At 63.6% G+C, this 12,881-nt stretch carries 11 protein-coding genes; 2 read left to right on the top strand and 9 right to left on the bottom strand.

The genetic code is table 11. The features are described from left to right. From PSTAB_RS17460 to PSTAB_RS17495, 8 genes are all read right to left on the bottom strand, one after another. Window positions 1–831 carry an ABC transporter permease gene (locus PSTAB_RS17460; protein ID WP_013983996.1) on the bottom strand — a complete coding sequence of 277 codons (831 nt, stop codon included), beginning with the start codon at window positions 829–831 and terminating at the stop codon, window positions 1–3. Next, a complete protein-coding gene (locus PSTAB_RS17465; protein ID WP_013983997.1) occupies window positions 828–1,754 on the bottom strand; it encodes an ABC transporter ATP-binding protein in 927 nt (308 codons plus the stop codon). The genes PSTAB_RS17460 and PSTAB_RS17465 overlap by 4 nt, the downstream gene beginning before the upstream one ends. Then, window positions 1,751–3,061 (bottom strand): nitrous oxide reductase family maturation protein NosD, encoded by a 1,311-nt coding sequence (locus tag PSTAB_RS17470; RefSeq protein ID WP_013983998.1) that lies wholly within the window; start codon window positions 3,059–3,061, stop codon window positions 1,751–1,753. Before PSTAB_RS17470 ends, PSTAB_RS17465 begins: the two co-directional genes overlap by 4 nt. A gap of 121 nt (window positions 3,062–3,182) precedes the next feature. Continuing rightward, a complete protein-coding gene (gene nosZ / locus PSTAB_RS17475; protein ID WP_013983999.1) occupies window positions 3,183–5,096 on the bottom strand; it encodes a TAT-dependent nitrous-oxide reductase in 1,914 nt (637 codons plus the stop codon). Between the two features lie 67 nt (window positions 5,097–5,163). After that, complete coding sequence (gene nosR, locus PSTAB_RS17480) at window positions 5,164–7,341, bottom strand: transcriptional regulator NosR (protein WP_013984000.1); 2,178 nt, start codon at window positions 7,339–7,341, stop codon at window positions 5,164–5,166. A 260-nt stretch (window positions 7,342–7,601) separates the two neighbouring features. Next, window positions 7,602–8,852, bottom strand: coding sequence for an acyl-CoA dehydrogenase family protein (locus tag PSTAB_RS17485; RefSeq protein ID WP_013984001.1), 1,251 nt, complete (start codon window positions 8,850–8,852; stop codon window positions 7,602–7,604). A gap of 183 nt (window positions 8,853–9,035) precedes the next feature. Further along, complete coding sequence (locus PSTAB_RS17490; protein WP_011914576.1) at window positions 9,036–9,476, bottom strand: CopD family copper resistance protein; 441 nt, start codon at window positions 9,474–9,476, stop codon at window positions 9,036–9,038. Between the two features lie 70 nt (window positions 9,477–9,546). Continuing rightward, window positions 9,547–9,900: a hypothetical protein gene (locus tag PSTAB_RS17495; RefSeq protein WP_013984002.1), complete on the bottom strand. Its 354-nt coding sequence runs from the start codon at window positions 9,898–9,900 to the stop codon at window positions 9,547–9,549. Window positions 9,901–10,110: 210 nt separating this feature from the next. Between PSTAB_RS17495 and PSTAB_RS17500 the strand changes: the two genes are divergently transcribed. After that, window positions 10,111–10,530, top strand: a complete 420-nt coding sequence (locus tag PSTAB_RS17500; RefSeq protein WP_013984003.1) for a DUF488 domain-containing protein — start codon at window positions 10,111–10,113, stop codon at window positions 10,528–10,530. On the opposite strand, the gene PSTAB_RS17505 is transcribed toward PSTAB_RS17500, so the two are convergent. Then, window positions 10,514–11,512: a TRAP transporter substrate-binding protein gene (locus PSTAB_RS17505; RefSeq protein WP_269464888.1), complete on the bottom strand. Its 999-nt coding sequence runs from the start codon at window positions 11,510–11,512 to the stop codon at window positions 10,514–10,516. The two genes, PSTAB_RS17500 and PSTAB_RS17505, sit on opposite strands and share 17 nt — an antisense overlap. A 349-nt stretch (window positions 11,513–11,861) precedes the next feature. On the opposite strand from PSTAB_RS17505, the gene PSTAB_RS17510 reads away from it, so the two are divergent. After that, window positions 11,862–12,863, top strand: coding sequence for an NAD(P)/FAD-dependent oxidoreductase (locus PSTAB_RS17510; RefSeq protein WP_041771855.1), 1,002 nt, complete (start codon window positions 11,862–11,864; stop codon window positions 12,861–12,863). The last annotated feature ends 18 nt before the right edge of the window (window positions 12,864–12,881 follow it).

A 12,881-nucleotide genomic window follows, 5' to 3' on the forward strand; every position in this document is an offset into this window, starting at 1 on the left:
TCAGGCCAGGCGCCGGCGGAAGATGCCGTAGGCCAGCAGCAGCGAGACACCGACCCAGGCCAGCAGGCACAGCCAGAGCATGGCCGCCGGCACCGGCAGGTCCGCCCCAAGCGACAGCACGCCCATGGCGCTGCCGCTGCCCTCAAAGCCGGACAGGTTGATCAGCCGGTAGATGTCGGTGGGGTTGAGCAGGAGCAGCCAGGGCAGCAGCTCCGGATTGAACTTGCCTTCGCTGAGCACCAGCAGCGCCAGCAGCACCAGGTCGAAGACCAGCACGAAGAGAAACCAGACGCCGAGCGCAAGGCCCGCGGCGCTGGACTTTTCGTTGACCTTGCCGCTGAGCACGTAGGCAAAGGCGAGAAACACCCAGCCGAGCAGCGTCGAGGAGATCATGAAGCGACCGAACGCCCAGAGCAGCAGGCCCAGCTCGACGCCGTCCACCAGCAGGGCGATGGCCAGCGCGGCACAGCCGAAGCCGATCAGCACCGCCAGGGCCAGGATCAGCCCGTGGCCGACGAACTTGCCCAGCAGGATCTGCCCGCGGCCCAGCGGGTAGGTCAGCAGCAGCATCAGGGTGCCGCCTTCGTCCTCGCCGACGATGGCGTCATAGGCCAGCAGCAGCGCGATCAGCGGCATCAGAAAGGTGGCCAGGCTGGCCAGGCTGGCGATGGTCGCCGGGATCGAGGTGAAGCCCAGCTGCCCGGAGGCCGCGGCGCCGAGCCAGGCGATGCCCACTGCGAGCACGGCGAACAGCAGGCTGATGGCGAGCAGCCAGCGATTGCGCAGGCCGTCGCTGAGTTCCTTGCGCGCGATGTTCCAGACCTGGTTCATGGCCGACCCTCCTGGGCGCGCACGTCGCCGGCGCGCTCCATGTAATAGCGGTAGAGGTCTTCCAGCGATGGCTGATGGATCTCGATGTCCTCCGGCTCTCCCTCACCCAGCAGCTGGCGCAGCAACACCAGCTTGTGGCCGTTGACGGCCACGACCTCGATGCTCGACTCGCTGAGCCCGCGTGCGCTGTGGCCTGCATCGGTCCAGCGCTGCAACCAGCTGTCCCGCTCGCTGATACCACTGGCGCGAATGCGCACCGGCAGCCCTGCCTCGGCACGCAATTGCGAGAGGCTGCCCACTGCCTGCAGGCAGCCCTTGGCGAGAATTGCAGCCCGGTTGATGTGCGCCTCGACGCCCGGTAGCACGTGGGAGCAAAGAATGATGCTGGTGCCGCGCTGACGCAGGCGATCAATCAGCAGATAGAGATCCTGGGTGGCGATCGGATCGAGCCCCACGGTCGGCTCATCGAGCAGCAGCAAGCGCGGTTCGCCGAGCAGTGCCTGGGCCAGACCGAGGCGCTGGCGCATGCCCTTGGAATAGGTCTTCACCCGGCGATCCGCGGCATGGGCGAGGCCGACCTGCTCGAGCAGCTCATCCACCTGGGTCAACGCCGCGCCCTTCAGGCGAGCGAAGTGGCGCAGGGTTTCGCGGCCGCTGAGTTGCGGATAGAAGGTCACGTTCTCCGGTAGATAGCCGAGCTGACGGCGCACTTGCGGATCGTTCGGCGCGCGGCCGAGTACCTTGACCTGGCCTTCGCTCGGTGAGAGCAGGCCGAGAATCAGCTTCATGCTGGTGGTCTTGCCCGCGCCGTTATGGCCGAACAACCCCAGCACCTCACCTTCACCGAGGTTCAGATTCAAATCGTGCAGCACGGTCATGCTGCCGTAACGCTGGCTTACGCCCTGGATCTCGACGGCGTTCATGACGTTGGTTCCTGCTTTTCGGTAAGGAGTTTTTCAGTGGGCAGCTTCATCAATGGATGGCTGTCCTGCACGCCTGGTGACTTGATCACCGGGAACGCCCGCTGCACCCAACGCAGCACCTCGATGCTCGGGCTGTTCATCAGCAAGCGCACCTGCGGGTAGAGCCAGAGCAGGCGATCGACGTTGTCGTTCGGTTCGTAGGCGATATCGCCGAGACCGTCGTTGTTGCGATCCCAGCCCAGGTAATCACTCCAGTAGTTGCCGCGGCCATCCACCGACCACTCCTGGGTGCGGCTGGCGACGTACTTGACCTGCTGTTGGTTGCCAACGAAGGCGTTACCGGAGATGCGGTTGTCTTCGGAACCGGCGGTCAGGTGGATGCCCAGCGAGCTCTTTTCGAAGTGATTGTTTTCGATGGTGTTGAACAGCGAGTTGTAGATGAACAGCGCTTTGCCCTCACCACCGCTGATCATGCTGTCGCCACCCGTATCACCACGCTGCACGTCGCTGACGAAGTTGCCGGTAATGGTCGAATAGGTGATGTAGTTCATCAGGATGCCGTAGTTCTGATCCTGCTCGGAACGGTTGCCGGTCACCGTCAGCTTGCGGCTCTGCATCAACGCATAACCCGTGCGCGTACGACGGGTTACGTTGTCGATGAGGCTGTTTTCGTTGGCGAACATGTAATGCACGCCGTAACGAACATCCTCGATCACGTTGCCTTCGAGGTGGTTGCCGTTGGAGGTATCGATGTAGATGCCATCGCGCGCATTGCGTACGTGATTGTGCAGCACGCGTGCGCCACTAACGGCGAACAGGTGAATGCCGTTGCCGCGATCCTGCGAACGGACGCCGGCGTCGCCATCGATTTCATTGCCTATCACCTGCACGTCTCTGGTGCCATCGACGAACACACCGAACCCCGGGCCGCGCATACGGTTATTGCTGATCTGCGCACGTTCCGCAGCAGGCAGGATGAATACTGCCGAATCCATGGCGGTGAGGTCGGAGCCCCATTCGTGCAACGTGCAACCTTCGACTAGGACGTCGGGCGCGCTGATGAGCAGGCTGCTGCCCTGCCCCTGCGACTGGATGACGGCTCCCGGTTCGCACCGCAGCTGCATGGGCTGCTCGATGGTGAACTGGCCTTGATACTCACCGGCAGGCAAGCGCCAGCGGTTCTCACCATCGGGCTGCAGCGGCAAGGTGGTAATCGATTGCGGTGCCGCCTGGGCAGCACCACTGAATAAAAGCAGCAGCGAAACTGCCGCTGAGTACCGCGAGAAAGTAGCCTGAGCTTTGAACACTGCGTTTTAACCTTCTTCAGCTTCCAGGCGGGTAAACACTGCGGGAAGAACCTCGGCAGGGCCGAGGTTCCTCGCGCAGTCGCTGAACTATCACCGGCTTATTGGCGATGGCTCGAACAGCTTAGGCCGGCTCGACCATCATGCGGCCGACCATTTCCATGTGCAGCGCATGGCAGAACCAGCTGCAGTAGTACCAGTGCAGGCCTGGCTTGTCAGCGACAAAGGTGATGGAAGAAGTCTGCTGCGGGCTGATCTCCATGCTCACGCCATGGTTGACCACCACGAAGCCGTGGGAGACGTCTTCGATCTGGTCGATGTTGGTGATGGTCACGGTGACTTCATCGCCCTGCTTGACGGTGAACTCCTGCACGCCGAACGCCGGCGCCATCGAGGTCATGTACACGCGCACCTTGTTGCCGTCGCGGATGACCTTGTTGTCGGTATCGAGGTTGATGCCGTCCTTCTTCGCCATTTCCACGGTCGGGGCGAAGAACGGATCGTTGCGGTCCCAGATCTTCTTGGTCTTGATCTGATCACGGCGAGCCATGATGCAGTCATGCGGTTCGGCAAAGGTCGGGCCGTCATGTACCAGCTTCATCTCGTCGCCGGAGATGTCGATCAGTTGGTCGTTCTCGGGATGCAGCGGGCCAACCGGCAGGAAGCGGTCCTTGGAGAACTTGGACAGTGCTACCAGCCACTTGCCATCGGCTTCATTGGTTTCACACAGCGACGCGTGCAGGTGACCCGGCTGGTAGTGCACATCAAGCTTCTGCTTGATGTAGTTGACCTTCTCGCCCTTGTAGGCACGAACAGCTTCTTCCATGTTCCACTTGACCACCTGGCTGTCGATGAACAGCGTGGTGTAGGCGTTACCGCGGCCGTCGAAGGTGGTGTGCAGCGGGCCGAGACCCAGCTCAGGCTCACCCACGATCACATCACGCGGATCGGCCAGCTTGCCGGCGAACAGGTCGGGCAGCTTGGCGATCTCGATCATCGATACGGTCGGCGACAGCTTGCCGTTGGCGATGAAGTACTTGCCATCGGACGAGGTGTTGCAGCCGTGCGGGTTCTTCGGCACCGGGATGTAGCGGGTGAACTCGCTGTCCTTGTTGCCCTTCTTGCGGCCATCGAGCACCGGCACCTTGGAGTCGCCGAGATTGATGAACTTGCCGGCCTTGACCGCCTTCTCCGCCGCCTCGATGTCGAACACCACGACCCAGTCGCGCTCGTTGCGCATCATGCCGCCCAGGTCGTAGGCCTTCTCCGAGTTGTAGCAGGTGGCTGCGGTGAAGCGGCCGGTGTAATCGGCATCGGTGTTGTCGAGGTTGCCGTCGACGATGATCTGGAAAGCGACTTCCATCTTCTCGGCGTCGATGACGTTGTACATGGTGTAGCTGTTTTCATCCTGCAGGTCGAAGACCTTGCCGTCGTTCGGGTGCGGGATGACGAATTCGGCGTTGGCGAACACGTACTTGGTGTAGGGCACCTTCTGCAGACGCAGACCGTGGATGGCCTGGCAGTTGGGGATGGTGATCATCTTGTCGCACTTCATGATATCCAGGCGGATACGCGCGACACGGGTGTTGGCCTTGTCGTTGATGAACACGTACTTGCCGTCGTACTTGCCGTCGGTCATGGAGATGTGCGGGTGGTGGCAGTCGCCGTTGAGGAACTTGGCGCTGTCGCCCATGATCGCGCGGCTTTCGTTGGTCAGGCCCCAACCGCTGGCGGAGTCGACGTTGAACACCGGGATGCGCATCAGCTCGCGCATGGACGGGATGCCCAACACGCGCACCTCGCCCTGGTGGCCGCCGCTCCAGAAACCGTAATAGTCATCCAGCTCGCCGGGACCGACGTGGATGTTCTGCTGCGCATCCTTGACCGCGGCGGCCCAGGATTCGCGGGTCATCACCGCGCCGCCGAAGGCGGTGGCCGCAACGGCCGCGCCGGTCACCGCACTGGCGCCGAGGAAGTTACGACGGCTGATGCCGCCCTTCTCCAGCACCTCGGGGTTGTTCTTGCTCTTGTCGCTCATGGGGTTTTGCTCCTTTGGGACATCTGCTTCAAACACACTCGATCGAGCACCTCGCCGGGGCGATGGCTCAGGGTTCCACCACTTGCACTACGGGAATCAGCTCGGCGGATGCCGGCGCCTTCTTGTCGCGCTTCTTGCGCTTGTTCTTGTTCACCAGCGGCGGGCACTTGTGCTCGTTGTGGTAGGTCATCTGGCAATCGAGGCAGTAGTGGCACTCGTTGGCATTGATATGGCCGTCGGGATGGATCGCCTGGATCTCGCATTCCTTGGCGCAGAGCTGGCAGGGGCTGCCACACTCCTTGCGGCGCTTGAGCCAGTCGAACAGGCGCAGCTTGGTCGGGATCGCCAGCGCCGCGCCCAGCGGGCAGACGTAACGGCAGTACACCTTGCGGGTGAAGATGTTGATGACCAGGAGGAACACCGCGTAGGCGACGAACCACCACTGGCGGTCGAACTTGAGGGTGATGGCGGTCTTGAACGGCTCAACCTCGGCGGCCTTCTCGGCCATCATCATCGACTCGAGGGAGATGCCGAACAGCACCAGCAGGACGATGTACTTGATGGCCCAAAGCCGCTCGTGCACCGCGAAGGGCAGCTCGTACTGCGGAATCTTCAGCTTGCGTGCGGCTTCGTTGATCAGCTCCTGCAGCGCGCCGAACGGACACAGCCAGCCGCAGAACACACCGCGGCCCCAGAGCAGGATGGTGGCGGCGGTGAAGGTCCAGATGATGAAGATCACCGGGTCGGAGAGGAACAGCTCCCAGCGGAAGTCCTGGAACAGCGCGTGGACGAAGGTCAGCACGTTGACCACAGACAGCTGCCCCAGCGCATACCAGCCGATGAACACCACGGTGAACACCAGGTAGCCGCGGCGCAGCCAGTGCAGGAAGCGCGGCCGCTGGGTGAAGGTGTCCTGCAGGAAGAGGATCACCGTGAGCAGGCCGAGGGCGGCGAGGATGACGCCGATCTGGAAGCTCTTCTGGTACCATATGTTGACCCACATCGGCCGATTGGCTTCCTCAATGGCAGCCAGTTCCTCGGCGGTGGGCTGCGGCCGCTCGATGTAGTCCTCGAGCATCTGGTAGGGCAGTTCGAAGCTGGTGAACACGCCGCTCACCGGGCCGGTCTGGCGGCGCACCAGCAACTCCAGCACCCAGGGCGAGCCCGGATCGAAGCGGGCAGCCTCGCGGACGATGAAGATCGCCATCTCGCTGAAGCGCGGCGCGCCGTCGAGGTAGATATCGTTCAGACGCTGGAAGTCGAGGTCGCGGAAGCTGATGATGTCGCCGAACTGGCGCAGCTGGACCCGATCGAAGATGCCGCCGCGCACGTAGCCCGAGCCCTTGAACGAATACTCGCCGCTGCCCAGCACGGCGATGGCGTGCTCGCCCGGCTTGAGCTCTTCCATCAGGAAGCGGTACTGATTGTCGCCCAGCAGGTTGCGGCCGATGGTCGGCGGGTTCAGCTCCGCGGCGTAGAGGTCGATGAAGGTCTCGTCGGCGGTCTGTGCGGTGGCCTCGTCGATGCCTTCGGCCTCGGTGCCCTTGAAGGCTTCGTCGATCTGCCCGCGAGTCAGGTGCAGACGCCGGATCGCACCACTGCCGGTCAGCTCGGTCCAGTTGGCCGGCTGGTAGACGTCCTGGCGCACGCTGGCGATCTTCGGCCGCGCGTTGCCGCCCCCCTCGATCAGGCCCAGCGAGACGGCCACCTCATGGGCGGCGCGCATGACGATCTCGTTGACCACCATCACGGTCACGGTGGCGCCGGTCACGGCATCGATGGTCACAGCATTGCTGTCGCTGGAGCGACCGACCACCACGCGCTGGTCGGCCCGGATGCCCTGGTACTTGGCGTTGAAGTCGTGCAGTTTCTGTTCGGGAATGCCGATCAGCAGGATCGGTTCATGGTGCTCAAGCACATAGGCATCGACGATCACACCCTGCGGATCGAGCAGCACCTGCATGTTGATGGGTTTGCCGGAATAGGCGGGAATGTCCACCACATTGATGGACTGAAAGGCGTAGCCGAGTACCTCGTCACCCTTGGTGATCGTGCGGACCTGATAGTCGCCCTCGGCTGACGAGAGACTGGCACCGGGGAAGAACTTGTCGAGGCGCTGCTGCTCGGCTTCATATTCCCTGGCCTGCAGCGACGATGCGCAGACGCTCAGGATCAGCAGAATGACAAAGCCCTTGACCCAGGTACTGAACGTACCGGCCAGCGACCAGATTTCACGGGAAGCCATCGAATTACCTGCTTGTACGGTTGGCGTAAGCGGATGGTAGGTGAGCGTCTACATCCCTCCCCTTGATTGCAATCAAGGACTCCCCCGGCGACTGGTTTCGTTGTCCCATGTCAAAGAACACCATGACCGTGAACAAAGACGTTGTTATGACTAGCCTAGGCCAGTAGGAGAGAGACGCAAGCTAGCGCACAGGACGGAGCATGCGCGCGAACGGAGATAGGCCGCGCGCCTTGGCGTCGCGCGGCCAGCAGCAGTCACGATCAGTGACGACCCGGCGGGGTTAGATAAGCCGCCGTGGCACCGCGGCTGGCTTCACTGACCTTGATTTCCATTTTCGCGATGCTGCGCAGATGCACCTGATCCGGGCCATCGGCGAAGCGCAGCGCGCGGCCGCCGGTCCACATGTCGGCCAGCGGCGTGTCCGGCGTCAGGCCCATCGCGCCGTAGACCTGGATCGCGCGGTCGACCACGCTGGTGTGCATGCGCGGCACCAGCGCCTTGATCATCGAGATTTCCTTGCGCGCGGCCTTGGCGCCGACCTCGTCGATCATCCAGGCGGTCTTGAGTACCAGCAGCCGCGCCTGCTCGATCTCGATGCGCGACTCGGCGATCCAGTCGGCGACATTGGAATACTGCTGCAGGTACTTGCCGAACGCCTTGCGCTCCTGGCAGCGCTCGACCATCAGCTCCAGGGCCAGCTCGGCCATGCCGATCGAGCGCATGCAGTGGTGGATGCGCCCAGGCCCTAGACGCGCCTGGGCCATCATGAAGCCGTCGCCTTCCCTGCCGAGCAGGTTGCTCGCCGGCACGCGCACGTTCTTCAGCAGCAGTTCGCTGTGGCCTTCCGGGGCGATGTGGTTCATCACCGGAATGTTGCGCACCAGCTCGACACCGGGCGTGTCGAACGGCACCAGGATCATGCTCTGCTGCTGATGGGTCTCGGCGTCCGGGTCGGTCTTGCCCATGACGATCAACAGCTTGCAGTTGGGATGCGAGGCGTTGGTGATGAACCACTTGCGGCCGTTGATCACGTAGTCGTCGCCGTCGCGGCGAATCAGCGTCTGGATGTTGGTCGCATCGGAGGACGGCACGTCCGGCTCGGTCATGGCGAAGGCCGAGCGGATTTCACCTTCCAATAGCGGCTTGAGCCAGCGCTCGCGCTGCTCGGGCGTGGCGAACATGTGCAGCAGCTCCATGTTGCCGGTATCCGGCGCGTTGCAGTTGAACACCTCGGAGGCCCAGTGCACGCGCCCCATGATCTCCGCCAGCGGCGCGTATTCAAGGTTGCTCAGCCCGGTACCCGGCTCGTCTTCGCCAAGCGATGGCAGGAACAGGTTCCACAGTCCCTCCTCCCGCGCCAGCGCCTTCAGGTCCTCCATGAACGACACGGGGTACTGGCCGGCAGCGACTTCCGCGTGCCAGGCGCCGATGCGCGGCACGATGTGGTCGTCCATGAAGGCCTGCAGCTGCTGCCGCAGGGCCTCCACACGCGGGCTGTAGGCGAAGTTCATGGCAGACCTCTGCTGACTGGAATGGATGCAGCCACCTTAGTCGCCGATACGGCGAACGCAACGAGACTGCAGCCACTGAATCGGCCCCGATAAGCACCACGAAAAGCGCCGGCAAACTTGACCGGAATCATCACCCCGCGCGGCGGACCTGCTAAGGCGCCGGACGGATGAAGGCGGCGGCGACTACCAGTGCAGGTAGAACATGCCCTTGGCCAGCAGCACGATGCCGATCATCTGCAGGAAGATGGCCCAGTGCAGCGTCCGGTAGCGTGCCGGCGTCATCCGCCCCTTGCGCAGCAGCACGGCCACCAGGCCGAAAGTGAGGAACACGCCGACCGCCAGCACGATCTTCAGCGTCAGTTGTGTGGCGAAGCTGCTGGCGAACGGATTGGCCAGCGCCTGGCGGTGATACCAGGCCAGGCCGATACCGGCGCCGTAGACGAACAGTACCACCCAGTGCAGCACCACCCGCGAGCGCGCACCTACGGCGCGCTCCACCAGCGGCATGGTCTGCTCGCCGATCTGCTGACGGATACGGCCGAGGATCATCACCTCGAAGAACAGCGTGCCGATGAAAAAGATCGCGGCCAGCAGATGCACCACATGCAGAACGGAATAACTCATCAGTGCCTCCTCGATGACGGTCAGCCGCGATCATCCCCCATCCGGCGGCCGGCGGACCAGCCGCTGTGCATCAGCGGGTCGACGCGGTGACCCGCGCGCCATCGCGCTCGATGTGCTGGCCCTGCAGAAAGCGGTCATCCGAAGTGCGGATGCGGGCGATGCTGCCATCCTCGCGCTTGACCACATACAGCGTCTGCTCCAGCCCGGCGGCCTGCTGCGTGCCCTGCCCCATCAGATAACCGACTCCGCCACCGATCAGCGCCCCGATCGGGCCGCCCGCTGCGGCCCCGATCATGAAGCCGCTGAGCCCACCGAACCCGCCACCGACGGCGCGGTCCTTGTGCACTTCCAGAATCTCGTCCGCACTGGCCAGTCCGCTTGCCAGGATTGCCGCTGCCGCCACCAGAACCTTTGCGCTTTTCATGTAATGCTCCTGTCGTGATTGATTTGCCGCCAAGGCTTCACTTCAGGAAGCGTGCCGCTTTTTACTCCTTTTAAATCAAAAAGATACGCATTAAATGGTTGTGAAAACCCAATCGCACAGGGTGTTATTTACCCCTTCACCAGTAAAATAAACCACACCTCAGCGAACGAACGGTCTAGGCTGGTTTACCGATAACGAGGAGGTCTGGTGATGATTCTGTGCAAACGCGCCTATGCACCCGCCGAGGTCACGGACGGCCGCCGGATACTGGTCGATCGGCTATGGCCGCGGGGCTGCGATCGTCAAGGGCTGGCGCTGGAGGCCTGGCTGGCAGATCTGGCGCCATCGACCGAGCTGCGCAGGGCGTTCAAGAACGGCACGCTGAACTTCGCCGAGTTCCGCCGGCGCTACCGCAGCGAGCTGGCGGCGCATCCGGAGCACTGGTGGCCACTGCTGGAGATGACCGAAGGGGGCACCCTGACGCTGGTCTACGCGGCTCGGGATGAGCACGAGAACAACGCACGGGTACTGGCCGAATGGCTGGAGCAGGAGGGTGAGCGGCTGAACCGCCCGAGCTCGCCGGCCTGCATGGCCGGCGAGTTCGATCGCGGCCTCAGCGGCGACGATTGACCGTCATTGCGGCGCGAATCAGGTCCGCACCGATTTCGGCCTCGTAGGTTTTCCATACCGGCAGCATCTGCTCGCGCCAGGCCTGGCGTTCTTCCGGCGTGAGGGTGATCAGCTGGCTGCTGCCGCTGGCCAGGATGCGATCGCGGTCGCGCCGATTGACCGCCGCAGCCTCGCGATTCACCGCCTGGGTGACCTCGAGAATGATGCCCTCCAGCTCCGAACGCACGGCGAACGGCATGCTCAGCCAGAATTCGTTGTTGGTGATCAGCATGTAGTCGAGCACACCGTGGTTGGTTTCGGTGATGTACGGCTGAACGCTGTGCATGTTCTGGCTGAGGATGTTCGACCAGGGGTTCTCGGCCCCCTGCACCACGCCGCCCTTGAGCGACTCGTAGACCTTGGCGAACGGCAGCACCACCGACTTGGCACCGACCGCCGCGAACTGCGCCTCGAGCACCGGCGAGGGCTGGATACGGAAGGCCAGACCCGCCGCATCGCTCGGCTTGCGCAGCGGCGCCGTGGCCGAGAGCTGCTTCAGGCCGTTGTTCCAGTAGGCCAGGCCGTAGACGCCGTGATCGGCCATGGAGCGCAGCAGCTGGCGCGCGGCCTCGCGCTTCTGGAAACGCTGCAGCGCCTCGGCGTCATCGAACAGGAACGGCAGATCGAACACTTGCAGTTTCTTGGTGTAGGGCGCGAACTTCGACATCGACGGCGCCAGCAGCTGCACCTTGTTGTCGAACAGCGCCTGCATCTCGTCGGCGTCGCCCACCAGCGTCGAGTTCGGATAGACCTCGACCTTCACCTTGCCGGCCATACGCTCCTCGACCAGCTGCTTGAGCAACAACGCCCCCTTGCCCTTGGGGGTGTCGTCCGCCACCACGTGGGCGAACTTAATGACGATCGGCCCGCCTTCGGCAGCCATCATGGGAGCACTCAACCAATACAGGGCTGCGACCAGCGCAGCGACACAAGACTTGTACATCCAACCCCCAATGGGAAAAGCCCGAAGGCGCCTCGTGAGCACCGTCCGAGTGGTGTTTGCAATTCGATATGGTTCAGCCGGCGCCGGGTGTGGCGAGGCTGGGGTACAGCGAGGGGACCAGTGCACCGCGAGCGGAGCCGCAGGCTGGTCTTTATTGGAATGGCGGTGACCGATAGGTACGGGTTGGACCCGACGGTCACCGAGCCGCGCAGTTTTGGCCATCGACGGCTCTGGCACAAGGGTTGAAGCTCCAACCAGCTCTCAAAACCGCACATTGCATCCATCGGCCGGACCGAACTTTCTCGTCACGCCCCCTTCTACTGGCAACCACCCGCCACCGGCCAACGCCATGCCCCCCGAGCAAGCGAACCCGCAAACTGCCGTGACCGACTGCCTAATCGTCGGCGGCGGTCCCGCCGGCCTCACCGCCGCGCTGTACCTGGCGCGCTTCCGACGCAGCTGTCTGGTGGTCGATGCCGGCAGCAGCCGCGCCGCGTGGATACCGCGGTCGCGCAACTACCCGGGCTTTCCACCGGGCATCAGCGGCAACGACCTGCTGGCCAGGCTGCGCGAACAGGCCGCTGGCTATGGCGCACGCCTGGAGCACGGCCTGGTCGAGCACATCGAGCCGCATGTCGAGGGCTTCAGCGTGCGTTACGGCGAGCGCAGCTGCATCACCCGGCGGATCATCCTCGCCACCGGTATCGAGGACCGGCTGCCGGACATGCCCGACATCGAGCCGGCCATTCACGCCGGCAAGGTGCGGCTGTGCGCGATCTGCGATGGCTATGAGGTCGACGGCGACAACGTCGCCGTGTATGGCGAAGCGGAAAGCGCCATCACCCACGCAGTGTTCCTGCGCACCTTCACCGACCGGGTCACCGTGGTGGTGCACGGCGACCAGGCGGCATGCGAACAGGCCATCGCCCTGGCCGAGCACTACGCCATCCGCGTGATCGGCGACCGGGTCGAATCCATGCAGCCCTGCGAGAACGGCATCGACCTGCTGACCTGCCGCGGCGAGCGGCACAATTTCGACATCATCTACCCCAGCCTGGGCGCACGCTTTCGCTCGGAGCTGGCGCTGCAGCTGGGTCTGGACTGCGACGAATGCGGCGGTGTGAAGGTGGACCAGCACCTGCAGACCTCGCTGCGCGGCCTCTATGCCATCGGTGACGTGACCCTGGGCCTGAAGCAGATCAGCGTCGCCATCGGCCAGGCCGCGCAGGCCGCGACCGCGGTGCACAACAGCCTGGAGGCCAACCCCTGGGGCGGCTCGCGCCAGGCCGCGGACCAACCCGGCGCCGCGACCGCCCAGAACGACAACGAAAGCCTTCCCGATCAACCTTGACGGGCGGCCGAGGGTCTA

This window comes from Stutzerimonas stutzeri (assembly GCF_000219605.1).
GTDB lineage: Bacteria > Pseudomonadota > Gammaproteobacteria > Pseudomonadales > Pseudomonadaceae > Stutzerimonas > Stutzerimonas stutzeri.